Origin of the sequence: Streptomyces sp. NPDC020299, assembly GCF_044387825.1 — a bacterium.
GTDB lineage: Bacteria > Actinomycetota > Actinomycetes > Streptomycetales > Streptomycetaceae > Streptomyces.
In genome coordinates, this window is record NZ_JBIRWL010000007.1 from 96176 (window position 1) to 122691 (window position 26516).

The following is a 26516-nucleotide window of genomic DNA, read 5'->3' on the forward strand; positions in this document are numbered from 1 at the left end:
ATCGGGGTGCGTGCCGCCGCGGCGGTGCGGTGGTGAGACGCTGCACTTCGGTCGCGTACATATGTGGGTGACGCGGCTCGTACGGGGAGGTGGCAGGCAAGTGGTGGATCAGCTGACGCAGCACGATCCGCGGCGGATCGGGCCGTTCGAGGTGCTGGGCCGACTGGGCGCCGGCGGCATGGGGCTGGTCTATCTCGCGCGCTCGGCGTCCGGGCGGCGCGTGGCGATCAAGACGGTCCGCACGGAGCTCGCCGAGGACCAGCTGTTCCGCGTCCGCTTCACGCGTGAGGTGGAGGCGGCCCGGGCGGTCTCCGGCTTCTACACGGCCGCGGTCGTCGACGCCGACCCGCGCGCCGCCGTGCCGTGGCTGGCCACCGCCTACGTCCCCGCGCCCTCCCTCGAGGAGATAGTGAACGACTGCGGGCCGCTCCCGGCCCAGGCGGTGCGCTGGCTCGCGGCGGGCGTCGCGGAGGCCCTGCAGTCCATCCACGGCGCCGGGCTCGTGCACCGCGACCTCAAGCCGTCCAACGTGCTCGTCGTCGAGGACGGCCCCCGGGTCATCGACTTCGGCATCGCGTCCGGCGTTTCGAACACACGTTTGACGATGACGAACGTGGCCGTCGGCACCCCCGCCTACATGTCACCCGAGCAGGCCAAGGACTCCCGCAGCGTCACCGGCGCCAGCGACGTCTTCTCGCTCGGCTCCATGCTGGTGTTCGCCGCCACCGGGCACCCGCCCTTCCACGGCGCCAACCCGGTCGAGACCGTCTTCATGCTGCTGCGCGAGGGCCCCGACCTCGAAGGCCTCCCGGACGAGCTGCGCCCGCTCATCGAGTCCTGCATGCAGATGGAGGCCACGGGCCGCCCCAACCCCGCCGACCTCCAGGCCCAGCTCGCCCCCCACCTCTTCGGCTCCGGCTCCGACGACAGCGGCACCGCCTCCGCCTGGCTGCCGGAGAAGGCGGTCGCCCTCATCGAGAGCCGCCGCAACGGCCGCCCCGCCCAGCCGTCCCCGTCCGGCGCCCGCGGCGGCGCCCGGCCCGCGCTGCCCCCGCCGCCCTCGTACGACCCCGCCGTCCCGGCACCCGGCCCCGGCCCCGTCCCGGCGGCGACCCCCGCCCCCACGGGCGCCCCCGACACCGGCCCCGTCCGCCTCGCCAGCGGCAAGGTGCCCATCGGCCCCGGCCCGCGCGTCAGCGACACCCGCGCCGCCGCCGTCAAGGCACCCCCGCCCGAGTCCGGCCTGGTCGCCAGCTGGTCCCGCCCCCGCCCCGGCGTCAACGGCGCCGACCCCGCCGTAGCCGCGCCCCCGCCCCCGGAGGCCGCCACCGGCTGGCGGCCCTGGCGCTTCCGCATGTCCAACGACGTCTGGGGCACCCCGGCCGTCGACGGCGACCTCGTCTACGTCACCTCCTTCGAGGTGCACGCCCTGGACGTGGCCACCGGCCGCCGCCGCTTCAAGACCCGGGACGTCGCCTGGTCCATGGACGTCGCCGACGGCCGCATCCACGCCTCCGACGGCCCCACCCTGTTCGCCCTCGACTGCCGCGAGGGCACCGACCTGTGGCGGCTGTCCACCGACGCCTGGGTGTACTCCCTCCAGGCCGACCGGGGCACCGTCGTCACCGGCACCCGCGGCGGCGGCGTCCAGGCCTGGGAAGCCTCCAGCGGCCAGAAGCTGTGGGAGATCACCGGCTGCCAGACCGACTTCGAGTCCCCCGAGGCCGGCCCCGCCCTGCACGACGGCACCGCCTTCATCTGGCAGGACGCCCGCCTGCGCGCCCTGGACGCCCGCACCGGCGAGGAACGCTGGTCGTACCCCATCGGCGACGCGGCCTCCTGCGGCGGCGTACCGATCCGGCTCACCCACGCCCCCGACGGCCACGTGTACATCTCCGCCGGTACCCGCGTCCTCGCCATCGACGTGGCGAACGGCATGGTGCGCTGGCACTTCGAGGCCCCCGCCGCCTTCCTCTGCGCGCCCACCTTCGCCCCCGGCCCCGCGGTCACCGGCGGCGGCATCTACCTCGCCGACTACCTCGGCACGGTCTACGCCCTCGACGCCACCGACGGCCGCGACCGCTGGCGCATCGCCACCGAGTCCCGCGCCTCCATCGAGCCGGTCCTGGTCGCCGCCGGCCACGTCCACGTCGGCAGCGGCAAGGGCCTCTACACCCTGGACGCCGTCACCGGCACCCCCAAGTGGCGCTTCCAGGCGGGCGGCGACGTCGTGGGCGCCCCCGCCGTCGCCGAGGGCCGCATCCACTTCGGCTCCACCGACCACCTCCTCTACACCCTCAAGGCCGACGACGGCCGCCTCCGCTGGAAACTCGCCACCGGCGGCGAGATCACCGGCTCCCCGGTGGTCAAGGACGGCGTGGTGTACGCGTGCAGCAAAGACCGCTGCGTGTACGCGCTGGACGCGGAGAAAGGGACGGGCACCGCACGGACGACCTGAGCCGGTGCCCGCTCACTCCCACCCCGGGACGGCCGCCGCGGCAGTAGTAGCACGGAAGGGGCTGCGGACGGCGGCCGTACACGGCTGACGCTACCCCCGGCATCGGGCAGCTGCCACGCGGTGCACACCGCTGGATACGCTGATCACATGACTGGACGGACGCGCACGCTCAGGTTCACGGCCGTACTTGCCTTCGTGACGCTCAGCCTCACCGGCTTCTCGACGGGCCACCACCGCGGCGGCCACGGGAGCGGCGGCGGATGCAGCAGCTCCCGCCAGGACCACGACACCTCCACCTCCACCTCCGGCGGCAGCGGATCGGACGACTACTCGGACGACTCGGGCACCTCGGGTGCCTCGGACGACGACAGCTACGGCAGCAGCGGCAGCAGCGGTACGAGTGGTGGCACCGGAGGAAGCCACTACACGCGGCGCCCGACCCACCGGGCCACCTCCACCCCTTCTGGCGGGAGCAGCAAGCCGCTGGAGAACGGCGAGGCGAAGCTGATCAGCTGCGCGACCGAGAAGAGGCCGTACGCCACGGTCGAGGTCACGAACCCGAACAGCCGCAAGGCCGCCTTCAGCGCCGACGTCTCCTTCTATGACGACTCCGACAGCGTGATCGGCTACGGCTTCGAGTACGTCACCGTCCCGGCGAAGGGCACGACGCGGGTCCGGGTGAAGCCCTACGGGGGTGACGGAACCGGGATCGACCACTGCCGGGTGGAACCGGAGGCCGAGCCGGAGTGACCGCCGCGCTGACCGCACTTCCGGGGGGACTCACCGCACCCGGAACTCACCGCTCCGCCGCCCGGTGAACAGCTCGGCCTGCCGCTCCATCGGCAGATTCCCCAGCGCGATGAGATGCGGCGCCTGCGCGAACGCCTGCGCAAGCGCCGCCTCCTTGGCCGCCCAAAGCGCCCGCACGGTCCCCTGCACCGCCTCGGTGGGACACCGCGCGATGACCTCGGCACACCGCACGGCACCCGCCAACGCCCGCCCCTCCTCCGTGACTTCCGACACGAGGCCGATCTCATACGCCCGCCGGGCCCCGATCCGCTCGGCGTTGCCCATGAGCACCATCCGGGCGACCTCCCCGTAGGGCATCCGCTGCGCCATCAGCACGGACTCGTAGGCGCTGACCATCCCGTACGTGGTGTGCGGATCGAAGAAGGCCGCTGTCACGTCCGCGACGACGAACTCGCACTCGCCCAGCAGATAGAAGGCCCCAGCGCAGGCCATCCCGCACACGGCGGCGACGACCGGCTTCCACAGGCCGCAGGCCTTCGGCCCGACGTCCAGCAACGGATCGTCCTGCATGTACGGCGACGAGGGCTGCGGCACCACCACGTCCCGGTCGATCCCGGTACAGAAGGCGCGCTCACCGGCCCCGGTGAGCACGACGGCGCGCACCCCGTCGTCGAACCGCAACGCGTCCCACAGCGCCCGGAGTTCACCGACCATTTCCAGATCGATGGCGTTGAGCCGCTCGGGCCGGTCGAGGGTGACGACGGCGACACCGGTGTGTTTGTCGACGTCAAGCCGCAGACCGTTCATCGGCACCTCCGCACCTCCGCACCTCCGCACCTCCGCACGGAGTTCATGTCAGAACCCACTGCGGAAGCCCCTCCGCGAACACCACCCGAACCCGAGCGCCGATCTTCACCACCTGCGGATCAACGGAGTCGAGCGGAGCCCCGGCACGGCTGACGAGATTCCCGACGAGCCGCACCCGCGGCGCATCCTCCAACTCGACCACGATCACGTTGTACGGCGCCTGCTCCGCGTACTCCGGCAGCAACGGCGGATGCGGCACGACGTACGACCACACCCGCCCGCGCCCCGAGGTGAGCCGCCACTCGCAGGCGAAGGACTGGCAGTGCGGACAGCACGGGCGGGGCGGGAAACGGATCTCCCTGCAGTCGGCGCAGGCCTGGACACGCAGCTCGCCCTGGGCGGCGTAGCGCCAGAACGGGCCGCCGTCGGCATCGATGACGGGACTCAGCACGGGGCAGTCAACTCCTCAGCAGCAGCGCGGACGTCGGGACACCTTCCCCGGCGGTGACGAGGCAGGTGGCGGCGCCGGGCACCTGCGCGGTACTGGTCCCGCGCAGCTGCTTCACGCCTTCGTTGATGAGATTGAAGCCGTGCACATAGGCCTCGGAGAGCCCACCCCCACCGGTGTTGACGGGCAGCCGCCCCCCGATCTCCAGGGCGCCCCCCTCGGTGAACGCCCCGCCCTCCCCCCTCCCGCAGAAGCCGTACCCCTCCAGGGAGAGCGGTATGAGGGCCGTGAACGCGTCGTAGATCTGGGCGACATCGACATCCTCCGCCGTGAAGTCCGCGTGCTTCCACAGATGCCGGGCGGCGGTCCAGGCGGGCCCGGTGAGGGGGTCGTCGTTCCAGTAGTTGACCATCCCGTGGTGCTGGGCGGGGAGGCCCTGGGCGGCGGAGTGGACGTAGACGGGCCGCTGCCGGCAGTCGAGGGCGCGTTCGCGGGAGACGACCACGCAGGCGAGGGCCCCGTCCGTCTCCAGGCAGTTGTCGAAGAGGCACAGGGGCTCACTGATCCACCGGGCGGTCATGTACATCTCCCGGGTCAGCGGCCGCTCGTACATCACCGCCGCCGGATTCTGGTTCGCCCGGTTCCGGCAGGCGAGGGCGACGTTGAAGAGGTGATCCCGGGTGGCGCCGTACTCGTGCATGTACCGCCGCGTGAGCATGGCGATCTCGTCGGCCGGCCGAAGAAGCCCGAAGGGCCGGGTCCACTGGGCGGGAGTGGGCAGTTGGACGGCGGTATTGGTCCAGGGCCGCGGACCGGACCCCCGTTTCCTCGACCGCCAGGCGACCCCGACCGTGGCCTGCCCGTTCGCTATCGCACCGGCCAGGTGGGCGACGGTGGCGCAGGAACCGCCGCCCCCGTACCCCACCTTGCTGAAGAAGCTGAGATCCCCGAACCCGACGGCCTTCGCGAGCTCCACCTCATCCGTCTCCTCCATGGTGTAGGAGGCGAGGGCGTCCACCTCGCCGGGCGCGATCCCGGCATCGTCGAGGGCGGCGAGGACGGCCCGGCAGGCGAGGGTCTTCTCGTCCTCGGGAAGCCGCTTGGCGAAGGCCGTCTGCCCGATCCCGACGATGGCGGTGGCGTCCTTCAGCCCTGGTCCTGCCGTGGTGCCTGCCGTGGTGCCTGCCATGGTGCACCCACCCTTCTCTCCTGCTGACAGAGCGTCAGGTTACAGCTAATCTGACGGTCAGTCAGCTACGGAGTAGGGGGCCGCTATGAGTGACTGGGGCACCATTCCCCAGCTGGTGCGGTGGTCGGCCGAGCGGTACGCGGACACCGAGGCGGTGGTCGACGGCCGTACGCGGATCACGTACGCGGAGCTGGGTGCCCGGGTGGAGCGAGCGGCGGCGGCCTGCATGGCGAACGGCGTAAGGGTGGGCGACCGGGTGGGCATATGGGCCCCCAACTCCCTCGACTGGATCGTCGCGGCGCTCGGGGCGGTCTCGGCGGGCGCGGTGCTCGTACCGTTGAACACCCGCTTCAAGGGCACGGAGGCGAGGGACGTACTGGGGAGGAGCGGGGCGCGACTGCTGTTCGTGACGGGGACGTTCCTGGGCACGTCGTACGTGGCGTCGCTGAGGCGGGCGGCGGGGGCCGGGGGCGGGACCGCCGGTCCCCTGCCAGGGCTGCCGGACCTGCAGCAGGTGGTGGTCCTCTCCGACGACGCCCCACCCGACTTCCGCACCTGGAAGGACTTCCTGGCGAGCGGAGAGGGGACGGGGGCCACGGAGGTCCACCAACGGACCGGCGAGCTCACCGGCGACCACCTCTCGGACATCATCTTCACATCGGGCACGACCGGCCGCCCCAAGGGCGCGATGATCACCCACGCGCAGACCCTGAGGGCATACGAGATCTGGGCGAACCTGGCGGGACTGCGCTCGTCCGACCGCTACCTGATCGTGAACCCCTTCTTCCACACCTTCGGCTACAAGGCGGGCGTGATCGCGTGCCTGATGCGCGGCGCGACGATGATTCCCCAGCCGGTCTTCAACGTGGACACGGCGCTGGCGAACATAGCCGCGGAACGGGTCTCGGTGTTGCCTGGCCCCCCGACCCTCCACCAGTCCCTCCTCGACCACCCGGCGAGGGACACGCACGACCTCTCGGCGCTGAGGTTGGTGGTCACGGGGGCGGCGGTGGTCCCCCTGCGCCTGGTGGAACGCCTGCGCGGGGAGTTGGGCGTCGGCACGGTCCTCACGGCGTACGGCCTCTCCGAGGCGAGCGGCATCGTGACCATGTGCCGCCGAGGCGACGACCCGCCGGTGATCGCATCCACATCGGGCCGAGCGATACCCGGGACGGAGGTGAAGGTGGTGGACGCCGACGGCACACCGGTCCCCGCCGCCACCCCGGGCGAGATCCTGGTCCGAGGCTTCAACGTCATGCGCGGCTACTACGAGGACGAGCCGGCGACCACGGAGGCGATCACGGCCGACGGCTGGCTGCGAACCGGCGACGTGGGCGTCCTGGACGAGGCGGGCAACCTCCGCATCACCGACCGCATCAAGGACATGTACATAGTCGGCGGCTTCAACGCCTACCCGGCCGAGATAGAGCAACTCCTGGGCTTACACCCGGACGTGGCCGACATCGCGGTAATCGGAATCCCGGACGCACGTCTCGGCGAGGTGGGCAAGGCTTACGTCGTCAGACGCCCGGGATCCGTGGTCACCGGCGATGACCTGATCGCCTGGGCCCGGAGAGAGATGGCCAACTACAAGGTCCCCAGGGTGGTGGAGTTCGTGGGCGAGCTCCCCCGGAACGCGAGCGGCAAGGTGGTGAAGGGGGAGCTTCGGGCGGGCGATCGGAACCCCCGTTGACGTGTGACCGTGGGGCCGCCCGCTTCTTTCGCATTGTCGGGATTCCGCGACCCGCGTCAAGGGCGCTCCCGTTCCGCTTCGCTCCACTCCCGCGTCGGCTACGCCGATGGCCCTACGGGCCACCCTTGACCCGGCCCACGGAATCCCGCGGGAGAAGCGAGCGGGCAGCCCGAGGAAAGCGGGGGCCGAGGCCAGTGTTCCCTTCCGCCGACCGGGCTGCGGGGCGGGGTGTGGGGGCGCGGTCGCGCCTCGCCTGCACGCCGGGATGGCTTGGCGGCTTGCGGTGGGTTGGGGTGCGCGGTCGCGCCTCGCCTGCACGCCGGGATGGCTTGGCGGCTTGCGGTGGGTTGGGAGTTGGGGTGCGCGCGGGGCGGAAGGGGGCATGCCGGGTGGGCTTGGCGGCTTGCGGTGGATGGGTGGGTGGTGGGGGTGTGCGCGCTGGGCGGGCCGGAGCACGCTGGGCGGGCTTGGCGGCCGGCGGTCGGTGGGTGGGGCTGGCGGTCGGTGGGGTGGTGGGGCTGGCGGTCGGTGGGTGGGCGCGGGTTGGGTGGGCGCGGGTACGCCGGGTGGGCTCGGCGGGGATTGCGCGGCGGGACCTGGGGCGCTGTGTGGGGTGGACCGCCGTGGGCCTTGGCCGCCGAGGACCTTGGCGCCTAGCGCCGCCCCCGCGAGTCACAAAGGCCTCATCAGCCACGCCTGTTCGGTGAGTGGAAGGAATGTATCGGGGGCGGAGGGAGTAGTCGCAGGCCAGCGGGCTTGAGGGGCGAGACATTCCTTCCACTCGTAGTCGCCACCCCATCTCCGCGCCCCATTTGTGCCGTTTCGCCAGTCGCCAGTCGCCAGTCGCCAGCCGTCAGCCGCCAGTCGCCAGCCGTCAGCCGCCAGTCGCCAGTCGCCAGTCGCCAGTCGCCAGTCGCCGGTCGCCGGTCGCCAGTCCTCAGTCACCGATCGCCGCCAAGCCCACCCCGACCCCACCCCGACCCCACCCCGGCCCCGCCCCACCCACTGACCGTAAGCCGCCAAGGCCGCCTGGCGCGCCCCCAGCCCGCCCCCCAGCCACCCACTCACCGATCGCCGCTAAGCCGTCCCGGCGTGCAGGCGAGGCGCCACCGCGCCCCCCAACCCCGCCCCACAGCCCAACCGGGGGAAGGGAACACCGACCTCGGCCCCCGCTTTCTCCGGGCTGCCCGCTCGCTTCTTCCCCGTGCTGGAGCGAGCCGAGTCAAGGGTCGGCCGCCAGGCCGATCGCCGCAGGCGACGCGGAGTGCAGCGCAGCGGAACGCAGCGCCCTTTACTCGGGTCGCGGAAGCACGACACTGCAAAAGAAGCGGGCGGCCCCACGGTCACTGTCAATGGGCGGTCAGTGCGGCAAGGGCACTGCGGATTTCCTCCACCATGTAGGCAGGCCGGTGGAAGACGACCTCCGCGCTGAAGCGGAGGAGGCTGCGGATTTGCGGGCATTGGGTCAGTTGGTTGTAGCGGAGGATGTCCCGGCGGTGGGAGTCGCGGGTGCCGTGGTAGGCGTATCCCTCGATCTCTACTCCGAGCCCCTCCCTCCGGAAGAGGAAGTCGAGGTAGCGGCGTCGGCCGTCCGGAGTGCGCAACTCCGCCTGGCTCTCGGGGTGGAGGCCGGCGTCGTGTATGCGCAGTCGGGCGATGGTTTCGGCAGGGGACCCGGCGAGGGGATCGGCCAGCCGCAGCCAGTGCAGCGCTCTGTTCGTCGAACCACGGTCGGTGGTCGCGAGCGCGGCCGCGATCGTTTCGGGTCTGGTGAGCGGGGCACGGTGGAGTCGGCCGATGTCGCGGTAGGAGAAAGCCGAGTCCAGCGCGACGACCGCTTCGTCCCTCGGCCCTTGGCGGAGCAGGTCGGTGAGGGTGCGGAGCGGGGTTGTCAGCCGTAGCCCCTGTCGTTCCGCCACGTCCAGTGCGACCAGCGGCATCCGGTAAGCGCGGACGCCGCTGCCCGCACGGCGGAGCGTCAGCTGCGGGTCGATGAATTCCAGGGGTGCCTTCGAGGCGCCGGTCAGCGTTTCGATGCGCCATACGGCGGCTGCCGAGCGGTGGCTCACGATCAGCCGGGGCTCGAGCAACTGCACCGCCCGGAGCTGAGTCACCAGGTCCGGGTTGCGGCCCGGCTCCACCCAGGCGCCGTACCGGATCCGGGTCCAGCCCCCGGTCCGCAGCGCACGCGCGAGGGTCGGCCGGGACCAGCCGGCCGCGACGGCCCGCGAGGTGAGGAGGATTCCTCCCACCGCCAGCGTCCTCAAGTCCCTCCGTTCCACCAGGCCAAGATCGCAGAATTCCCAGCCTGACGCTTGGCCTGTGGATAACCGGCGGGGTCAGTCCTTCAGGGAGTCGAGGAAGGTGGCCCAGGCGGGCGGGTGGAAGAGGAGTACGGGGCCGTCCTGGGCCCTTTTGGAGTCGCGGACGGGGATTACGTCGGGGTGGGCGGTGGCGACCTCGACGCATTCGCCGCCGGTGCCGTTGCTGTAGCTGCTCTTGCGCCACTGGGTGGCGCTCACGTCAATCTCGTGGCTTGCCATGTCGATAGTCCTCTGCCGCAGCCTCGATCATCGCAAGGGTCGCCTCAGGCGGCAGTGCGGCGGCCCTGAGCAGATCGTACGACTCCCGGTACTGCTTCACGAGCGCTGGATAGTCGATGAGTTGGCCACTGTGCAGTGCCTCGGTGTACACCACGGGAGGCGCGTCCGTGAAGGTCATGAACCTGGTCATGCCCATCATGAACGGGTGAGCGGCAGCGGTTTCCGGAACGATCTGCAGAATGGAGTGCGTGGTCCTGACCGCCTCCGCGATGTGCTCCAGTAGCTCCGCCATCTGAGGATCGGGTAGCACTGGGCGGCGAATCAACGACTCGTCCATGATCGCCCAGAACTTCGGTGGGTTCTCCGAGTCGAAGAGCTTGGCCCGGTGCATCCGGGCCTTCACCTTCTCCTCGACCTCCTCGTCGGAGGCCCTTGGCATGGCCGCTCGCACGATCGCCCGTGCATAGGCCGCTGTCTGCAACAGCCCAGGCACCAGCATGGGAGCCCAGTCCTCGATGAACTCGGCGTGCGTCTCCATCTCCGCCACATCCGCGAAGTACTCCGCATGCCCCGACTGCCGCGCCCTCCGGGCATCTTCACAACGCCGCTCGAAAAACCCGTCCGTCTTCAGCACCGTGTCCACGTGCCGGGCCAGATCCACCGGCATGCGCCGCTCGCCGCGCTCGATCTGGCTCAGGAACGGGACGCCCCGGAAGCTTCCCTCCGCCAGTTGTTCGAGGGTGAGGCCGGCCAGTTCGCGCTGGTAGCGCAACTCGGCACCGTAGAAGGAGGGGACGTTCGCGGACGCGTCGGGGTCCTTGCGTGGGGGCACAACTCATCACCGCCGTTTGCCAGATGCGTTTGCGCAGCCGAAACGACTGCAACGCTACGCGAATCGACGTCATGGTGTGACTGTTCCGTCACAGAGCGCACTGGAAGGTGTGAGCGACCATGCCTCCGCAACCCCCCACTCCCAGTTCCGGCGTCTACGACTCGACCCTCTGCGTGGAGGAGTTGCGCGACGCCCTCGCAGCCCATGGCATCACGCTGCCGTCCCTCCGCGTGGACCTGCCGAGCTTCGCGGCGGAGTACCGGCCTCCGGCGAGGCTGGTCGCGCTCGGCAACTGCAATGCCGCGACCGCGTACAAGCTGGCGGCCGTGTTGCGAGGCGACGGCCGGATGCCGGGTCCACCACCGCTGGACCTTGAGCTACCGGCCGTACCCGAGGCGATGGCGGGCTTGCGCCGCACGGTACGCCGCCACTTGGACGTGCCCTGCGACGATGTCCAGCTCTGCGTCACCGAACTCGTTGCCAACGTCATCCGGCACGTGGGGGAGGGCACTCCGGTCCGCGTACGAGTGGCCCGCGCGGACGATGGCGGCGTGCGTGTGGAGGTCACCGACCCGGACGCGCGAGCCCTGCCGGTGCTCGTGCGGGCGGCGGACGACGAGGAGGAGGGGCGTGGCCTCGCTCTGCTCGATGCGGTGGCGTCGCGGTGGGGGGTGGAGCAGGGGAGCGCTGGCAAGACCGTGTGGTGCGAGCTGGGCGGGGCGGAAGCCGAGCTGCTGCTACGGGCGGACCGCCAGCGGGCTCGCCTGGCGGGTGGCTGAGAGTTGCTCGATGAGTAGCACGGAGACCTCATTTACGTTCCCGAGGAAGATCCGGTGCTGAAGCCTACGCCACTAGCGCCAACCTAGAATCCTTGGTCACACGCCGATGGGACCGGTAAAGAACCGGTCCCATCGGCCTGCTGTGGTGGAGTCAGCCAGCGTGGTTCTCGGCCGGAGTCACGATGCCCGCATGGTTCTCCTGCGGAGCCACTCCAGCGTGGTTCTCCTGCGTAGTCACGATGCCAGCGTGGTTCTCCTGCGGAGCCACTCCAGCGTGGTTCTCCGCCAGCGCCGGGCTGGTGATGGCGGCGGTGGCGCCGAGCACCAGGGCGGCGGTCGCGAAGATCTTCTTGGTGCGGGTCATTCCGACTCCTGAGACAGAGAAGTACTTCCGAACGCTTTGGGACGCTAGTGCCACCGGCATAATTGTTCGAGAGGATCGAACCTTTCCAGTCACGGAATGACCTAGACCTGTCGGTTGCTACACCTCGGCCGCGGCAGCTCCCCTCCGTGCTGCCGCGGCCGAATATCCCCCGTCGAGCTGGTCTAGCGAGGATCGCCGATGGTGATGTGGCTCTCCAGGGTGGTGACCTCGTCCGCGTCGGCCGTGGCCGTCTCGCCGCCGGTGATGTGGCTTTCCTGCGTGGTGATCTTCTCCGCCTCCGCCGTGGCCTTGGCGTCGGTGATGTGGCTTTCCTGCGTGGTGACCTCGTCGGACTTCTTGCTGTCGCTCATCGTCGGAACTCCATTGATATGGGTGTGCTGGGGCGGCGAGGCCCGTCCGGCCGCTCCCCCGAGGGCTTCCGGACGGGCCTTCCACAGCCGATCACGCCGAGGCGCTCGGCCACGCGGTCGATTCGCCTGCCCCCCGACGCGACGAATCGACTGCTTAGAGGATGCTCCGGCACGATAAACGAATGATGAACGCCCTGACGGACCTACCCCGCTGTTGCTGGGGACAGCAGGCGCCGCAGGCCTTCCGCCTCTGGGGCGCCCAGCCGCTCGAAGGCGGTCAGCGCGTCACTCCAACAGGCCCGGGCCCGGTCCGACTCTCCCAGGGCGTCAAGTGCCCTGCCCAACATTGCGAGCACATTGGCGCGTCGCCAGTCTCCTCCGACGTGCAGGAGCACGGTGAGTGACTGTTCCGCCTGGGCAGCGGCGGACGCTGGGCGTCCTGAAGCCAGTTGGACCTCGGCCAGCCGGAAGAGGGTCATGCCCTCCCATAGCCGCTGCCGACTGTCACGGAAGATGGTCAGAGCCTCGGAGAGCTGCTTGTGCGCCTCTTCCGGGCGGCCGAATTCGGCGAGGGCGAGGCCGAGTGCGTAACTTCCGTTCGCTACACGGACGGTGAGTCCCATGTGACGGTAGATGTGGACTCCCGCCTCCGCCAACTCCACGGCGCTCTCCACCCTCCCCATCGCCAGATGGACGCGGGAGAGATTGCACAGGGCGCTCGCTTCTCCCGGAAGATTGCCGTCCGCGCGGTATGCGGCGAGAGTCCGTTGGAGGTAGAGCTCGGCCTCGGCGTGCCTGTTCCCGTAGGCAGCCACGATCCCCCGTTCGCTGGGGGCGTTGCAGTCGATCCAGGGATCGTGCGCGTCCGCCGCCAGTTCCACGGCGCGCTGGGCCTCCTCCTCCGCCTCGTTGAACCGGCCGGCCGTGAGGTGGACCTGAGCAAGAGTCGTCCGGGCGCGTCCCTCGGCCCGCGCGTCTCCCGTTGTCTGTGCGGCATCACGAATGACGGTTGCCGCGGCCCCGAACTGATGGGCGTTGGCCCCCGACTCCGCGAGGTCCTTCGCCGCGAGAAGGAGGTCGACGGCCCGGCGAAGAGTTGCCGGGGACACGGACTGCCGTACGCAGGCCAACAGGCAGTCCGCCTCCGAGTACAGCCAGTCCAGAGCCTCCTTGTGGCCAGGGAAGGAGAGCCCCGGATAGTTGGTGGGCTCCAGGTGCACCACGGTGCGGTCCCCCGGCCGCTCGATCGCGTAAACCCCCGCCGCAGTGGCCAGGTAAAAGTCCAGCAACCGCGACATCGCCGCATCCCGCTCGCTCGGCGGCTGCTCGTCCCTCTCCGCGCAGGCACGCGCGTAGAGCCGGACCAGGTCGTGGAAGCGGTAGCGGCCGGGTGCCGCCGATTCCAGCAGGGACGTGTCGACCAGGGCCTCCAGCAGGTCCTCGGTGTCTTCGGCAGGGAGGTCCAGTACCGCCGCGGCAGCCGCCAGGGAGATGTCCGGGCCGTCCGCCAGGCCGAGGAGCCGGAAGGCGCGGGCCTGGGCCGGTTCCAGGGCGCCGTAGCCGAGCTCGAAGGTGGCCTTGACCGCCAGGTCACCGGCCTGGAGTTCGTCCAGTCGGCGGCGTTCGTCCGCGAGCTTCACCGCCAGTACCGACACCGTCCAGGTACGCCGGGCCGCCAGCCGAGACGCGGCAATCCGGATCGCCAGCGGTAGGAAACCGCACGCCGCCACCACGTCCAGCGCGGCCTCCCGCTCGCTCGCCACCCGCTCGTCGCCCACGATCTTGGTGAACAGGGAGAGGGCCTCGTCGGGGGACATGACGTCCAGGTCGACGAGGTGGGCGCCGGCCAGATCCACCATCCGGACCCGCGACGTCACCAGCGCGGCGCAGCCCTCCGTGCCCGGCAGCAGTGGCCTCACCTGGGCCGCGTCCTTCGCGTTGTCCAGGAGTACGAGGACCCGGCGGCCGTCGAGGACGGAGCGGTAGAGCGCCGCCCGTTCCTCCAGGGAGTCCGGGATCGCCGAGTCGGCGGTGCCGAGCGCCCGTAGGAACGAGCCCAGTACCGTCTCCGGCTCCGCCGCCCGCGCGCCCGCGCCCTGGAGGTCGACGTACAGCTGGCCGTCGGGGAAGGCGGCACGCGCCTGGTGCGCGACGTGGACCGCGAGTGTCGTCTTGCCCACGCCGCCGATCCCGGCCAGCGCCGACACCGCCATCACCCGGCCGCCACCGCCGGCGTCGGCCTCGGACGCAGACGCCAGCACCTCGCTCAGCTCGCCCACGAAGGCGGCACGGCCCGTGAAGTCCGGGACGGTGGCGGGAAGCTGGGCCGGGCGTACCGGTACCACCGCGGGTTCCGCGACCGGCGCCGAGGGCTCGGCGAGGGCCGGGTCGGCCTGGAGGATCTTCTGCTGGAGTTCCTTCAGGCCGGGGCGTGGGTCCACGCCCAGTTCCTCCGCCAGCAGGCGCCGCGTGTCCGCGTACACCGCCAGGGCCTCCGCTTGCCGGCCGCTGCGGTACAGCGCCAGCATGAGCAGCTCGCGCAGCCGCTCGCGGAGGGGATGGGCTGCGGTGAGGGCCGTCAGTTCCGAGACCGCCTCCGCGTGGCAGCCCTGCTCCAGGTCCATGTCGAGGCGAGATTCGAGGAGTTGGAGGCGCCATTCCTCCAGGCGGACCCGCTGGGCGTCCGCGTACGGGCCCGGGACGCCTGCCAGGGCTTCACCGTCCCACAGCGCCAGCGCCCGGTTCAGCACCTCCCGCGCGTGGCACAGGTCCCCGGCGCCGCGTGACTTCTCCGCCTCCGCCGTCAGGTCCTGCGCCACCACCAGATCCAGCGCGCCCTCGCCCGGGGAGCGCACCGCGTAGCCGCCGGACTCGCTCACCAGGACCCCGGGGTCCAGAACCTTGCGGAGCCGTGAGGCGTACGTACGGACCGCCGCCAGGGCCTGCGAGGGGGGCTCGGGGCCCCACAGCGCGTCGATCAGTTCCGCGGCGGTCGCCGTGCGGCCCTCGCGCAGCAGCAGGGCGGCGAGCAGGGCGCGCTGCTGGGGGGAGCCGGTGCTGAGCGACTCCTCGCCGCGCCAGGCGCGCACCGGACCGAGCACGCTGAAGCGCAGCGCCGTCGGCTCCCCCGAGGAGGAGCCGGGGCGCCGCTGCTCCGGTACTCGCGGTACACCGTCCATGCGTTGGTCCCCCTAGGCAGCCCGAACAACCCCGCCAGTTTGCCTTGTTCGGAGTGGTTGCGTCAGCCGTGGGAGACGCCGATCACAGGCCGACTCACGGGAGTCCACAACCCCCTCACATGCTCTTCGCACACATCCGCACAGACCCCGTCATCGGAGAGCACACAACCCACTAGCTGACGGTGCGTCAGATCGGCGCTAACGTGGGCGGCATGGACACCCACGACACCCGGATCGACGCCCCCGAGACCCCCGACATCCCCGGTGACTTCCCGCGGATCATCTCCGTCGACGACCACACCGTGGAGCCCGCGCACGTCTGGCAGGACCGACTCCCCGCGAAATACCGGGACATAGGGCCGCGTATCGTCCGTGCCCCGCTGAAGGAGATGACCTTCCTCGGTGGCCGGTTCAAGCCCGTCATGGGCGATCCGGGCGACGAGGGGCCGGTCGGCGACTGGTGGGTGTACGAGGATCTGCACCGGCCCCTCACCCGCTTGGACACCGCCGTCGGCTACAGCAGGGACGAGATCAAGCTGGAGATCATCACGTACGAGCAGATGCGGGCGGGCTCGTACGATGTCCCCGCGCGCCTCGCCGACATGGACGTCAACCATGTGCAGTCGGCCCTGTGTTTCCCCACCTTCCCGCGCTTCTGCGGGCAGACCTTCACCGAGGCGAAGGACCGGGAGCTGGGTCTGCTGTGCGTGGAGGCGTACAACGACTGGATGGTGGAGGAGTGGTGCGGGCCCGAGGCGGGCGGGCGGCTCATCCCGCTCACCCTCATTCCTCTCTGGGACGCCGAGCTCGCCGCCCGGGAGGTCCGGCGGAACGCGGCGCGCGGTGTCCGGGCCGTCGCCTTCTCCGAGATACCCCCGCACCTCGGCCTGCCCTCCGTCCACACCGACGCCTGGGACCCCTTCCTCGCCGCCTGCGACGAGACCGGCACGGTCGTCGCCATGCACATCGGCTCCAGCAGCCGCATGCCCTCCACCTCCGCCGACGCCCCGCCCGCCGTCGGCTCCACGATCACCTTCGCCAACTGCTGTTTCTCCATGGTCGACTGGCTGATGAGCGGCAAGTTCGAGCGGTTCCCGAACCTGAAGGTGATGTACGCGGAGGGGCAGATCGGGTGGATCCCGTACATCCTTGAGCGGGCCGATGTGGTGTGGGAGGAGAACCGGGGCTGGGGCGGCGTCGCCGACAAGGTGCACCGGCCGCCCTCCGAGCTCTTCGCCGAGCACGTCCACGGCTGCTTCTTCGACGACGCCTTCGGGCTCAGGAACCTGGACTCCATCGGTGTCGGCAATGTGCTCTACGAGACCGACTATCCCCACTCCGACTCCACTTGGCCGAAGTCCCGGGAGGTCGGCGAGGCGCAGATGGGGCACCTGGCGGGCGACGTGGTCGAGCGGATCGTGCGGGGGAACGCGATCGAGCTGCTGGGGCTGACCGAGGGCGGGCTGTGGCCCGGGGGCGGCGCGGGCGGCGTCGGTTGACGGCCGGGAAATTCCCGGCGCCCTCCGGGGCAACCCCGTCGCCGCCCAGTGGGTCGTACTGGGCGGCGGCGTGGAGATCTTGGCTCTCCCGTCTGTCACCGACCGACAGGAAACGGGAGTTGGGTTCCACATGAGCAAGCGCAGGTTTCGTTCCCGCCTCGGACTCGTGGCCGCCGTGGCCGTCGCCGGGGCCGTCGTCGGCCCGGTGAGCGCGCACGCGGCAGGCGCGCAGGCCGCCGGTGCGCAGAGCGTGCGCGCCGACTTCAACGGAGACGGGTACGCGGACCTCGCCGTCGGCGCCTCGTACGGCAAGGTCGGCGGGCACGCCCGCGCGGGGTACGTGAGCGTCGTGTACGGCTCCTCGACGGGGCTGGACACCTCTCACCGGCAGATCATCAGCCAGGACACGGCCGGGATACCCGGCGGAGCCGAGACCGAGGACTATTTCGGCTCCGGTCTGGCCCTCGGTGACCTGGACGGCGACGGGTACGCGGACCTGGTCGTGGGAGCGGGCGGCGAGGACGTCGGGTCCGTGCAGAACGCGGGCACCCTGACCGTCGTCTGGGGCGGCAAGCAGGGGCTGTCCGGCGGCAAGGTCGTGGCCACCGGCGTCGAGGGCGACCGGGTCAACGCCCAGTCGCCCACCATCGGCGACTTCAACGGCGACGGCCACCCGGACCTGGCCACGGCCACCCGTCTGCTGGACGGGCCGTTCACCCGTACCGCCGGCGCCGCCCAGTCCCGTGGCCTCTCGTTCGACCTGGACTACGCCACCGACGACATCGCCGCCGGGGACGTCGACCACGACGGCATCACCGACCTGGTCGCGCTCATCCACGACTACGGCGAGGAGGGAGAGCCGGTCAATGAGCGCGTCGTCTACCTGTACGGCTCCAAGAGGGGCCTGGGCGCCCCGATCACCCTGAAGAAGCCCGGCGGCACCAAGGTGCCCGGCGGTTCGAGCCTCGGCATCGGCGATGTGGACAAGGACGGGTACGCGGACCTCGTCATCGGGCGCCCCGTCGACGGCTCCGGCGAGACCCCGGTCGACTCGGAGCTCATCGGCGGCCAGATCGGCGTGGTGTACGGCTCGGTGAACGGGCCCGACACCTCCCGTACGACGGTGATCAACCAGAACACGGCCGGCGTACCCGGCACCTCCGAGGCCGGCGACGGCTTCGGCTGGGGCATCTCGGTCGCCGACGTCAACGGCGACGGCTACGCCGACGTCGCCGTCGGCTCCCCGAACGAGGACATCGGCCGGGTCGCCTCGGTGGGCGCGGTGACCGTGCTGCGCGGCGGCAGGGGCGGGCTGACCGGCACCGGTGCCGTGTCCTTCAACCAGAACGCCACGGGGGTGCCCGGCACCGCTGAGCAGAACGACTTCTTCGGCAGCCACACCGCGCTGGTCGACACGAACCACGACGGCCGCGCCGAGCTGTACGTCGGCGCCCCCGGCGAGAACACCTTCGACGGCTCCGCCTGGGCCTTCCGCTCCACCGGCACCGGGCCCACCGCCTCCGGCTCGGTCTCCTTCGGGCCCGCCACCCTCGGCGCGCCCGTCGCCGACGCCAACTTCGGGGACGGCTTCGCGCGCTGACGCGAGACGCCCTCATATCTGCGTTTGCTCTTGTCTGACGGATCGTCAGCTACGACCATGTGCCCAACGGTCGTCGTCTGACGATCCGTCAGTCATTCGCGGAGGGGGTCACCGTGCCCGTCCTGCCCGAGCAGCGCCTCGCCTACGGCATCCAGCTCCCCGTCCAGTCCCAGAGCACCCTCTACACGGAAGCCTGGGAGGCCGACGCCGGCCCCGCCGACCTCGTCGGGATCGCCCGCGCCGCCGACCGCGCCGGTTTCGCCTACATCGCCGCTTGCGACCACGTCGCCATCCCGCGCCGCCTCGCGCCCGCGATGAGCACGGTCTGGTACGACCCCGTCGCCACCCTCGCCCACCTCGCCGCCGTCACCGAACGCGTCCGGCTGCTCAGCCATGTCGCGGTCGTCGGTCTCCGGCACCCGCTCGTCACCGCCAAGCAGTACGCCACCCTCGACCACCTCAGCGGAGGGCGGCTGATCCTCGGGGTGGGCGCCGGGCACGTGCGGGAGGAGTTCGAGGTGCTGGGCGTGGACTTCGAGCGGCGCGGCCCGCTCCTCGACGAGTCGATCGACGCGCTCCGGGCGGCCCTGGGCCCGGAGGAGTTCCCCGAGCACCACGGCAAGGAGTACGACTTCGAGGGGCTCGGGCAGCGGCCCCGGCCCGCCCAGCCCCGCGTCCCCCTCTGGGTCGGCGGCTCCTCACCCGCCGCCGTGCGCCGGGCCGCGCTCAAGGGTGACGGCTGGCTGCCGCAGGGGGATCCGCGCGACCGGCTGCCCGCGCAGATCGCCCGGATAAAGGACCTGAGGAACCGGGCCGGGATCGAGGCGCCCCTGACCGTCGGTGCGATCACCGAGCCCCTGTACGTCGGCCGGCCCGCCTGGGACACCGGCCGCCGCACCCTCACCGGCGCCCCCGAGGCCCTCGCCGAGTCGCTCCGGGCGTACCGCGCGATGGGCGTGCACCAGATCCAGGTGCGGCTGCGCTGCCGGAGCCGCGCCGAACTCACCGATCAGATAGCCGCCTTCGGGGCCGAGGTGGCCCCCGCACTGGACTGAGGAGAGACATGGCCAAGCTGGACGGACGCGTCGTCATCATCACCGGGGCGGCACGCGGGCAGGGCGAGCAGGAGGCGCGGCTCTTCGCGGCGGAGGGCGCGCGGGTGGTCGTATCGGATGTGCTGGACGACCAGGGGGAGGCGCTGGCCAAGGAGCTGGGGGCGACGTACGCCCACCTGGACGTGAGCCGTGAGGAGGACTGGCAGGCCGCCCTCGCCGCCGCGCGGAAGGCGTACGGCCGGGTCGACGGGCTGGTCAACAACGCCGGCATCCTGCGCTTCAACTCCCTGGTGGACACCCCGCTGGCGGAGTTCATGCAGGTCGTGCAGGTCAACCAGGTCGGCTGCTTCCTGGGCATGAAGACGGTCGCGCCCGCGATGGCGGAGGGCGGGACGATCGTCAACACCGCCTCCTACACCGCGCTGACCGGCATGGCGGCGGTCGGCACGTACGCGGCCACCAAGCACGCCGTCCTCGGGCTCACCCGGGTCGCCGCGCTGGAGCTCGCGCAGCGGAAGATCCGCGTCAACGCCATCTGCCCGGGCGCCGTCGACACCCCGATGTCCAACCCGGCCCGGCTGGACCCCGACGCCGACCCCGAGGAGACCACCCGCGCCCTGGACGAGCTGTACCGCAAGCTCGTGCCGCTGGGCCGGATCGGGCGGCCGGAGGAGGTGGCCAGGCTGGCGCTCTTCCTGACCTGTGACGACTCCTCGTACATCACCGGGCAGCCGTTCGTGATCGACGGGGGGTGGCTGGCGGGCGTCAGCGTCATCTGACGGACGACCGACGGCCAACCCTCGGTCATCTGACGAGTCGTCAGCTATTGACGGTGCGTGCGGGCGGTGCGACAGTCGGGCGGCAGGTAAATCTGACGGTGTGTCAGTAAGTGTAGGGACGGTGATCCGCCTTGGAATTCGGGCTCTTTGTACAGGGATACGTGGGCAAGCGAGCCGAGACCGACCCGCTGGCCGAGCACAAGGCACTGATGGAGGAGACCGAGTACGTCATCCAGGCGGACAAGTCCGGCTTCAAGTACGCCTGGGCCTCCGAGCACCACTTCCTGGAGGAGTACTCCCACCTCTCCGCCAACGACGTCTTCCTCGGCTATCTCGCCCACGCCACCGACCGCATCCACCTCGGCTCCGGGATCTTCAACCCCCTCGCCCAGGTCAACCACCCCGTGAAGGTGGCCGAGAAGGTCGCCATGCTCGACCATCTCAGCGAGGGCCGCTTCGAGTTCGGCAGCGGGCGCGGCGCCGGGTCCCACGAGATCCTCGGCTTCCTGCCCGGCATCACCGACATGAACTACACCAAGGAGATCTGGGAAGAGACCATCGCCGAGTTCCCCAAGATGTGGCTCCAGGACGAGTACACGGGCTTCCAGGGCAAGCACTGGCAGCTGCCTCCGAGGAAGGTCCTGCCCAAGCCGTACGGGAAGTCGCACCCGGCGATGTGGTACGCGGCCGGGTCCCCGCCCTCCTACGCCATGGCCGCGAGGAAGGGGCTCGGGGTGCTGGGCTTCAGCATCCAGAAGGTCTCCGACATGGAGTGGGTGCTGGAGCAGTACAAGACTGCGGTCGTGAACGCCGAGCCCGTCGGGGACTTCGTCAACGACAACGTGATGGTGACGACCACCGCCATCTGCGCGCCCACGCACGACGAGGCGATCCGGATCGCGGCGAGCGGCGGCCTGCACTACCTGCCCTCCCTCGTCTTCCGCTACCACGACACCTTCCCGCGCCCGGAAGGCTTCCCGGAGTGGCCGGAGACGCTGCCCGAGTACACCCCCGAGTTCGTCGAACTCCTCGTCGAGGAGGAGCTGTTGATCTGCGGCGACCCCGACGAGGTGCTGCGCCAGTGCAAGCGCTGGGAGCAGGCCGGCGCCGATCAGCTCAGCTTCGGGCTGCCGGTCGGGGTGCCCAAGGAGGAGACGCTGCAGACGATCCGGCTGATCGGGGAGCACGTGATCCCGAAGATCGACACGGACCCCGTCCACCGGACCACCCGGTTCCGGGAAGCGGCGTAGGGGGCCAGGGGATGCTGGACCACGTCATCAAGGGGGCGACCGTCGTCGACGGGACGGGCGCCCCCGCCCGCACCGCCGACATCGGTATACGGGACGGCCGGATCGCCGCGGTCGGCGAGATCACCGAGGACTCCCGCACCAGCGAGGACGCGCACGGCCTCGTCCTCGCCCCCGGCTTCGTCGACCCGCACACCCACTACGACGCCCAGCTCTTCTGGGACCCGTACGCGACCCCGTCGCTGAACCACGGCGTGACGACGGTCGCCGCCGGCAACTGCGGCTTCACCCTCGCCCCCCTCAACCCGGACCGGCCCGAGGACGCCGACTACACCCGCCGGATGATGTCCAAGGTGGAGGGCATGTCCCTGGTCGCCCTGGAGGAGGGAGCACCCTGGAGCTGGCACTCCTTCGGGGAGTACCTGGACGCGCTGGAGGGCCGGATCGCCGTCAACGCGGGCTTCATGGTGGGGCACTGCGCGCTCCGCCGGTACGTGATGGGCCCGGACGCGGTCGGCGGGCAGCCCACAGCCGCGCAACTGGAGGAGATGCTGCGCCTCTTCCACGAGGCGATGGACGCGGGCGCCTGGGGCCTGTCCACCACCCAGTCGTCCACGCACTCCGACGGCGACGGCAAACCGGTCGCCTCCCGCCATGCCCGCCCCGAGGAACTGCTCGCCCTCGCCCGGGCCGTCGGCGAGCACGAGGGCACCCAGATCGAGGCGATCGTCGCCGGCTGCCTCGACCAGTTCAGCGACGCCGAGATCGACCTGTTCGTGGAGATGAGCGCGAGCGCCGGGCGCCCCCTGAACTGGAACGTCCTCACCGTCGACGCGGCCGTCCCCGAGCGCGTGCCCAGACAGCTGTCGGCGAGCGAACGGGCCCGCAAGGCCGGCGGCCGGGTCGTGGCACTCACCATGCCGATCCTCACCCCGATGAACATGTCCCTGGGCACCTTCTGCGCGCTCAACCTCATCCCCGGCTGGGGCGAGATCCTCGCCCTGCCCGTCCCGGAACGCATCGCGACGCTGCGCGACCCGGACGTCCGGGCGGAGATGCTGCGCCGAGCCGACTCCAAGGAGGCGGGCGTCTTCCGGCGGCTGGCGAACTTCGGCCGGTACGTCATCGGCGACACCTACAGCGAGGCCAACCGCGGGCTGACCGGCCGGGTCGTCCGGGACATCGCCGAGGAGCGCGGCCAGGACCCCTTCGCCTGCCTGGTCGACATCTGCGCCGCCGACGACCTGCGTACGGTCCTGTGGCCGATGCCCACCGACAACGACCCGGCGTCCTGGACGCTCCGGGCGGAGACCTGGCAGCACGAGGACGTACTGCTCGGCGGCTCCGACGCGGGCGCGCACCTGGACCGCATGTGCGGGGCGCCGTACACCACCCGGTTCCTCGGCGACTGCCTGCGCCGCCGGAAACTGGTCGGCCTCGAACAAGCGGTGAAGATGCTGACGGACGACCCGGCACGCCTCTTCGGCCTGCGCGAGCGGGGCCGGATCCGGGAGGGCTGGCATGCGGACCTCGTCCTGTTCGACCCGGAACGGATCGACGCGGGCCAGGCCACCCTGGTGCACGACCTGCCGGGTGACAGCCCCCGGCTGGACGCCAAGGCCATCGGGATACGGGCCGTCTGGGTCAACGGGATCGAGGCGATCCGGGACGACGTGGTGACCGGGGCGGTGCCGGGGCGAGTACTGCGCTCGGGCCGGGACACCCGGACGGTGAGCACCAAGTGACCGACCCCCAAAGGCTGTTCATCGGCGGCGCATGGGTGGAGCCGGGCGCCGGCCACTACCCGGTGACCGACCCGGCGACCGAGGAGACCGTCGGCTGGGCGCCGGAGGCCACGCGGGAACAGGCACAGGCGGCCTGCGCCGCGGCCCGCGAGGCCCTCGGCCCCTGGTCCCGCACCCCGCCGGAGGAACGCGCGGCGGTCCTGGCCCGGGCCGCCGACCACATCCGCGCCCACCTGGCCCCGTACGCCGACCTGGCCCGCGCCGAGACCGGCGCCACCACCGGCACCGCCCGCGCCATGCAGGTCGGGGTCGCCGCGGCCCGCTTCCGCCGCTACGCCCGCGTGGAACCGTCCGAATGGGCCATCCCGCCGCAGATCAACGAGGCGGGCCCGATGGGGAAGGCCGGCGTCATGGGCGCGCTGGCCGTACGCCAGCCGGTGGGCGTCGTCACCTGCGTGACCTCCTACAACAACCCGTGGGCCAACCCGGCCGGAAAGGTCGCCCCGGCACTCGCCATGGGCAACACGGTCGTGGTGAAACCCGCCCCGCAGGACCCGCTGTCCGTCTACCGCATGGCCGAGGCCCTGGAGGCGGCCGGCGCGCCACCCGGCGTGGTGAACGTCGTCTCCGGCCGCGAGGTGGCCGTCGGCGAGGCGACCGTCGCCTCCCCCGACGTCGACATGGTGAGCTTCACCGGCTCCACGGCGGTCGGGCAGCGTATCGCCGAGGTGTGCGGGCGGGAGATGAAACGCCAGCTGATGGAGCTCGGCGGGAAGGGCGCGGCGCTCGTCTTCGAGGACGCGGACCTCGACTCGGCGGTCGCGGGAATCGGCACCACCTTCTCCTTCTACAGCGGACAGATCTGCACGGCGCCGACGCGGGTCCTCGTACAGCGAGGTGTGTACGACGCCCTCGTATCGCAACTGTCTGCCTACACGAGCCGATTGAAGGTGGGAAGTCCGAGCGAGCCGGCCACGGCGGTCGGCCCGGTGATCTCGGCGGAACACCGGGACCGCGTGGAGTCGTACGTGGAACTCGCCCGCAAGGAAGGCGCGACGGTGGTCACCGGTGGCGAACGCCCCCCTCTCGACCGCGGCTTCTATGTCTCCCCGACCCTCCTCGCCGACTGCACCAACGACATGCGGGCGGTCCGCGAGGAGATCTTCGGCCCGGTGGTCGCGGTCGTCCCCTTCGACGACGAGGACGAGGCGGTCACCCTCGCCAACGACTCCGACTACGGCCTGATCGACTACGTCTGGTCCGGCGACGTGGCCAGGGCCTTCCGGGTGGCCCGGCGGCTGCGGGCCGGCGGGGTCGGGATCAACACGGTCGGCCGCAACATGGAGGCGCCGTTCGGCGGGTTCAAGAGGAGTGGCGTCGGCCGGGACGTGGGGGTGTACGCCCTGCACGCGTACAGCGAGGTGCAGGCGATCGTCTGGCCGGGGTGAGGGGCCGCCCGGGTCCGCCCGGCTCAGGAGGTCAGGTCGACCCGCACGGTCAGCAGACCGGTCCCCAGCGCCCGCACCGCCGCGCTGTTCATCCGGGGCAGGTGGCGCAGGCGGGCCACCGGGTCGTCGTCGGGCAGCAGATGGGCGGTGCCGGTGTGCCACTTCCCGGCGATCCGGACCCGGACCGCCGGGTTCGCCCTGATGTTCCGTACGTACTGCGACCTCTCCCCGAACTCCGACACCAGCCAGAAGGAGCCCCCGACCCGGCGTCCGCCCACCGGAGTCTGCCGGGGCAGCCCGGAGACGCGACCGGTGGTCTCCAGCACGGTCTGGAAGGGAAGGCGGCGCAGCACCGGATTGCCCACATGGCGCTGGAAGCCGGTGGTGGCGCGAAAGCGCAGGTCGGCGAGACGGGACATGGTCGAGGTGCTCCCCTGGGACGGGCTTTGGGACGGGCTTGACCTGTAAGTGCAGCTTCCACGCTATGTGCGACCCGCTGTCAAAGGGTGGGAGCCGGGGTCAAATCGTGCTGCGCGGCCGACGCCCAGACGGTGAAGGTACGCGTCTACGGTACTCAGGCCCCCTTCGTCAACACCTGGGTCACCGTCACCGGCACCTGGCACCCGAGCGGCACCTTCCACGCGCACCGGGCATCTCGCGAGGCACCCTCAGACTGATCCTCGCCGCCCACGGCATGCCGGACCTCACGCCCACCGCGGAGCTCCTCGCGGCGGAGCGCTGACGAACTCGCACCGGCACACGAAAGGCCCGTACGCCCTGCGCGTCCTGTCCGGGAGCTCCGGCCGGCTCCGGGTGGCGGCGTGGGACACCGACCCACGCGTCCCGCCCGGCTTCTCCGTCCCGGGCGCGCCGCCCCCACCGGACGCCGAGGGCGGTCGCGGACTCCACCTGGTCCGGGCCCGCGCGGACACGTGGGGCGTGTCGGCGCTCCGCGAGCTGGGCGCGTCGAAGGGCGGGAAGCTGCTGTGGGCGGGGTGCGGAGACGGGGGAGCGGCGCGATGATCAGGGCCATACTGGGAAACGGAGCCATGCCCGTTCATCAGGAGCAGACCATGAGCGCACAGCCTGAGCACGGCTGGGGATCGATGCCCCTCCCGGAGATCCGGACCGTGTACGACCTGCGCAGTGCGCTCAGCCGCTATGGCTTCCCGGGCGACCGGGAACGTTTCGAGGACGAGCTGGCGGCTGCCATAGGAGCCTCCCCGACGGACGACCTCACGCCCGCCGCCGTGGTCCGGGCCTACCGGCACCGGGTCCTGATCAGCAACTCGCCGGAGATCATGGCTGCCCTCGAGGACGCGCGTGCGGGGGGAAGTACCAGGTGAGCGATGTTCCGTTGGAAGAAGCCGAACCGGCCGGAAAGGCGTTCGGTGATCTGACGGAGGGGAGCAGGAAGTCGTCCGGGACGCCCTCGTGGCCATCGGCCGTGATCCCGCGCTGGGCCGCGAGATCCCAGGCTGGCGCCCTCCTTCAGTCGAGTACACGTACACGACACCCCTTGCCGCGACTCAGCCGAGGCGATCACCGTGGTCTACACGCACACGCCCGGTATGGGAGTGACGGTCGTCTACTACTTCCGTGATCCACAAGTGGTGGACTGAGTCCATCCGGCGCATGGGCCATGCGGGGCTGAAAGCTACTGTGCGGGGTGGAAGGGGGTGGGTTTGCTGGGCGCCGGTTGGGTGGGGGCCGTGGGGCCGCCCGCTTCT

The 26516-nt window shown here is 71.1% G+C and carries 22 protein-coding genes and 1 pseudogene; 13 read left to right on the forward strand and 10 right to left on the reverse strand.

Annotated features, from left to right (window positions below):
• Nucleotides 1-100 precede the first annotated feature (100 nt).
• Both ACH45E_RS19445 and ACH45E_RS19450 read left to right on the forward strand, forming a co-directional pair.
• Complete coding sequence (locus tag ACH45E_RS19445; RefSeq protein WP_361442922.1) at nucleotides 101-2458, forward strand: PQQ-binding-like beta-propeller repeat protein; 2358 nt, start codon at nucleotides 101-103, stop codon at nucleotides 2456-2458.
• 147 nt (nucleotides 2459-2605) lie between these two features.
• Nucleotides 2606-3208 (forward strand): hypothetical protein, encoded by a 603-nt coding sequence (locus ACH45E_RS19450; RefSeq protein WP_361442924.1) that lies wholly within the window; start codon nucleotides 2606-2608, stop codon nucleotides 3206-3208.
• A gap of 30 nt (nucleotides 3209-3238) precedes the next feature.
• Here the strand turns inward: ACH45E_RS19450 and ACH45E_RS19455 are convergent, their stop codons facing one another.
• The 3 genes from ACH45E_RS19455 to ACH45E_RS19465 are packed head-to-tail and all read right to left on the reverse strand — an operon-like array spanning nucleotide 3239 to nucleotide 5652.
• Nucleotides 3239-4015 (reverse strand): enoyl-CoA hydratase/isomerase family protein, encoded by a 777-nt coding sequence (locus tag ACH45E_RS19455; protein WP_361442927.1) that lies wholly within the window; start codon nucleotides 4013-4015, stop codon nucleotides 3239-3241.
• A gap of 43 nt (nucleotides 4016-4058) precedes the next feature.
• Nucleotides 4059-4466 carry an OB-fold domain-containing protein gene (locus ACH45E_RS19460; protein ID WP_361442930.1) on the reverse strand — a complete coding sequence of 136 codons (408 nt, stop codon included), beginning with the start codon at nucleotides 4464-4466 and terminating at the stop codon, nucleotides 4059-4061.
• Between the two features lie 7 nt (nucleotides 4467-4473).
• Nucleotides 4474-5652, reverse strand: coding sequence for a lipid-transfer protein (locus tag ACH45E_RS19465; protein WP_361442933.1), 1179 nt, complete (start codon nucleotides 5650-5652; stop codon nucleotides 4474-4476).
• An 85-nt stretch (nucleotides 5653-5737) separates the two neighbouring features.
• Between ACH45E_RS19465 and ACH45E_RS19470 the strand changes: the two genes are divergently transcribed.
• Nucleotides 5738-7345, forward strand: a complete 1608-nt coding sequence (locus tag ACH45E_RS19470; RefSeq protein ID WP_361442935.1) for a FadD3 family acyl-CoA ligase — start codon at nucleotides 5738-5740, stop codon at nucleotides 7343-7345.
• 1349 nt (nucleotides 7346-8694) lie between these two features.
• On the opposite strand, the gene ACH45E_RS19475 is transcribed toward ACH45E_RS19470, so the two are convergent.
• The 3 genes from ACH45E_RS19475 to ACH45E_RS19485 all read right to left on the reverse strand — a co-directional run bounded on the left by ACH45E_RS19475 (nucleotide 8695) and on the right by ACH45E_RS19485 (nucleotide 10720).
• Nucleotides 8695-9597, reverse strand: a complete 903-nt coding sequence (locus tag ACH45E_RS19475; protein ID WP_361442938.1) for a hypothetical protein — start codon at nucleotides 9595-9597, stop codon at nucleotides 8695-8697.
• Nucleotides 9598-9684: 87 nt separating this feature from the next.
• Complete coding sequence (locus ACH45E_RS19480) at nucleotides 9685-9888, reverse strand: DUF397 domain-containing protein (RefSeq protein WP_361442941.1); 204 nt, start codon at nucleotides 9886-9888, stop codon at nucleotides 9685-9687.
• Nucleotides 9869-10720: a helix-turn-helix transcriptional regulator gene (locus ACH45E_RS19485; protein WP_361442944.1), complete on the reverse strand. Its 852-nt coding sequence runs from the start codon at nucleotides 10718-10720 to the stop codon at nucleotides 9869-9871. Before ACH45E_RS19485 ends, ACH45E_RS19480 begins: the two co-directional genes overlap by 20 nt.
• Nucleotides 10721-10839: 119 nt before the next feature.
• Here ACH45E_RS19485 and ACH45E_RS19490 point away from each other — a divergent pair, with 119 nt between their 5' ends.
• On the forward strand, nucleotides 10840-11499 hold the full coding sequence (locus ACH45E_RS19490; protein WP_361442947.1) for an ATP-binding protein: 660 nt from the start codon (nucleotides 10840-10842) through the stop codon (nucleotides 11497-11499).
• Nucleotides 11500-11650: 151 nt separating this feature from the next.
• Here ACH45E_RS19490 and ACH45E_RS19495 read toward each other — a convergent pair whose 3' ends face one another.
• The 3 genes from ACH45E_RS19495 to ACH45E_RS19505 form a co-directional block, all read right to left on the reverse strand.
• Complete coding sequence (locus ACH45E_RS19495) at nucleotides 11651-11863, reverse strand: hypothetical protein (protein WP_361442950.1); 213 nt, start codon at nucleotides 11861-11863, stop codon at nucleotides 11651-11653.
• A 182-nt stretch (nucleotides 11864-12045) separates the two neighbouring features.
• Nucleotides 12046-12234 carry a hypothetical protein gene (locus ACH45E_RS19500; protein WP_361442953.1) on the reverse strand — a complete coding sequence of 63 codons (189 nt, stop codon included), beginning with the start codon at nucleotides 12232-12234 and terminating at the stop codon, nucleotides 12046-12048.
• A gap of 203 nt (nucleotides 12235-12437) precedes the next feature.
• Complete coding sequence (locus tag ACH45E_RS19505; protein ID WP_361442956.1) at nucleotides 12438-15413, reverse strand: BTAD domain-containing putative transcriptional regulator; 2976 nt, start codon at nucleotides 15411-15413, stop codon at nucleotides 12438-12440.
• Between the two features lie 212 nt (nucleotides 15414-15625).
• Here ACH45E_RS19505 and ACH45E_RS19510 point away from each other — a divergent pair, with 212 nt between their 5' ends.
• The 7 genes from ACH45E_RS19510 to ACH45E_RS19540 all read left to right on the forward strand — a co-directional run bounded on the left by ACH45E_RS19510 (nucleotide 15626) and on the right by ACH45E_RS19540 (nucleotide 24786).
• Nucleotides 15626-16912 carry an amidohydrolase family protein gene (locus ACH45E_RS19510; protein ID WP_361442959.1) on the forward strand — a complete coding sequence of 429 codons (1287 nt, stop codon included), beginning with the start codon at nucleotides 15626-15628 and terminating at the stop codon, nucleotides 16910-16912.
• A gap of 130 nt (nucleotides 16913-17042) precedes the next feature.
• Nucleotides 17043-18512 (forward strand): VCBS repeat-containing protein, encoded by a 1470-nt coding sequence (locus ACH45E_RS19515; protein ID WP_361442961.1) that lies wholly within the window; start codon nucleotides 17043-17045, stop codon nucleotides 18510-18512.
• A 113-nt stretch (nucleotides 18513-18625) separates the two neighbouring features.
• Nucleotides 18626-19567, forward strand: a complete 942-nt coding sequence (locus tag ACH45E_RS19520) for an LLM class F420-dependent oxidoreductase (protein WP_361442964.1) — start codon at nucleotides 18626-18628, stop codon at nucleotides 19565-19567.
• Nucleotides 19568-19575: 8 nt separating this feature from the next.
• Nucleotides 19576-20346 (forward strand): glucose 1-dehydrogenase, encoded by a 771-nt coding sequence (locus ACH45E_RS19525; RefSeq protein WP_361442967.1) that lies wholly within the window; start codon nucleotides 19576-19578, stop codon nucleotides 20344-20346.
• Nucleotides 20347-20477: 131 nt separating this feature from the next.
• Nucleotides 20478-21596, forward strand: coding sequence for an LLM class flavin-dependent oxidoreductase (locus tag ACH45E_RS19530; RefSeq protein ID WP_361442970.1), 1119 nt, complete (start codon nucleotides 20478-20480; stop codon nucleotides 21594-21596).
• 11 nt (nucleotides 21597-21607) lie between these two features.
• A complete protein-coding gene (locus ACH45E_RS19535; RefSeq protein WP_361442973.1) occupies nucleotides 21608-23338 on the forward strand; it encodes a D-aminoacylase in 1731 nt (576 codons plus the stop codon).
• Nucleotides 23335-24786, forward strand: coding sequence for an aldehyde dehydrogenase family protein (locus ACH45E_RS19540; protein WP_361442976.1), 1452 nt, complete (start codon nucleotides 23335-23337; stop codon nucleotides 24784-24786). Before ACH45E_RS19535 ends, ACH45E_RS19540 begins: the two co-directional genes overlap by 4 nt.
• A 23-nt stretch (nucleotides 24787-24809) precedes the next feature.
• Here ACH45E_RS19540 and ACH45E_RS19545 read toward each other — a convergent pair whose 3' ends face one another.
• On the reverse strand, nucleotides 24810-25205 hold the full coding sequence (locus tag ACH45E_RS19545) for a nitroreductase/quinone reductase family protein (protein ID WP_361442979.1): 396 nt from the start codon (nucleotides 25203-25205) through the stop codon (nucleotides 24810-24812).
• Between the two features lie 105 nt (nucleotides 25206-25310).
• Here ACH45E_RS19545 and ACH45E_RS19550 point away from each other — a divergent pair.
• Both ACH45E_RS19550 and ACH45E_RS19555 read left to right on the forward strand, forming a co-directional pair.
• Nucleotides 25311-25463, forward strand: a pseudogene (locus ACH45E_RS19550) (TIGR03943 family protein); the annotation flags it as partial.
• Between the two features lie 396 nt (nucleotides 25464-25859).
• Complete coding sequence (locus ACH45E_RS19555) at nucleotides 25860-26132, forward strand: hypothetical protein (protein WP_361442982.1); 273 nt, start codon at nucleotides 25860-25862, stop codon at nucleotides 26130-26132.
• Nucleotides 26133-26516 lie beyond the last annotated feature (384 nt).

What these genes read in the sequence shown, in the direction of transcription:
- ACH45E_RS19515 (WP_361442961.1), top strand. Translation starts at nt 17,043, where the DNA reads ATGAGCAAGCGCAGGTTTCGTTCCCGCCTCGGACTCGTGGCCGCCGTG.
- ACH45E_RS19505 (WP_361442956.1), bottom strand. Translation starts at nt 15,413, where the DNA reads ATGGACGGTGTACCGCGAGTACCGGAGCAGCGGCGCCCCGGCTCCTCC.
- ACH45E_RS19500 (WP_361442953.1), bottom strand. Translation starts at nt 12,234, where the DNA reads ATGAGCGACAGCAAGAAGTCCGACGAGGTCACCACGCAGGAAAGCCAC.
- ACH45E_RS19510 (WP_361442959.1), top strand. Translation starts at nt 15,626, where the DNA reads ATGGACACCCACGACACCCGGATCGACGCCCCCGAGACCCCCGACATC.
- ACH45E_RS19545 (WP_361442979.1), bottom strand. Translation starts at nt 25,205, where the DNA reads ATGTCCCGTCTCGCCGACCTGCGCTTTCGCGCCACCACCGGCTTCCAG.
- ACH45E_RS19455 (WP_361442927.1), bottom strand. Translation starts at nt 4,015, where the DNA reads ATGAACGGTCTGCGGCTTGACGTCGACAAACACACCGGTGTCGCCGTC.
- ACH45E_RS19450 (WP_361442924.1), top strand. Translation starts at nt 2,606, where the DNA reads ATGACTGGACGGACGCGCACGCTCAGGTTCACGGCCGTACTTGCCTTC.
- ACH45E_RS19495 (WP_361442950.1), bottom strand. Translation starts at nt 11,863, where the DNA reads ATGACCCGCACCAAGAAGATCTTCGCGACCGCCGCCCTGGTGCTCGGC.
- ACH45E_RS19535 (WP_361442973.1), top strand. Translation starts at nt 21,608, where the DNA reads ATGCTGGACCACGTCATCAAGGGGGCGACCGTCGTCGACGGGACGGGC.
- ACH45E_RS19490 (WP_361442947.1), top strand. Translation starts at nt 10,840, where the DNA reads ATGCCTCCGCAACCCCCCACTCCCAGTTCCGGCGTCTACGACTCGACC.
- ACH45E_RS19465 (WP_361442933.1), bottom strand. Translation starts at nt 5,652, where the DNA reads ATGGCAGGCACCACGGCAGGCACCACGGCAGGACCAGGGCTGAAGGAC.
- ACH45E_RS19480 (WP_361442941.1), bottom strand. Translation starts at nt 9,888, where the DNA reads ATGGCAAGCCACGAGATTGACGTGAGCGCCACCCAGTGGCGCAAGAGC.
- ACH45E_RS19525 (WP_361442967.1), top strand. Translation starts at nt 19,576, where the DNA reads ATGGCCAAGCTGGACGGACGCGTCGTCATCATCACCGGGGCGGCACGC.
- ACH45E_RS19555 (WP_361442982.1), top strand. Translation starts at nt 25,860, where the DNA reads ATGAGCGCACAGCCTGAGCACGGCTGGGGATCGATGCCCCTCCCGGAG.
- ACH45E_RS19470 (WP_361442935.1), top strand. Translation starts at nt 5,738, where the DNA reads ATGAGTGACTGGGGCACCATTCCCCAGCTGGTGCGGTGGTCGGCCGAG.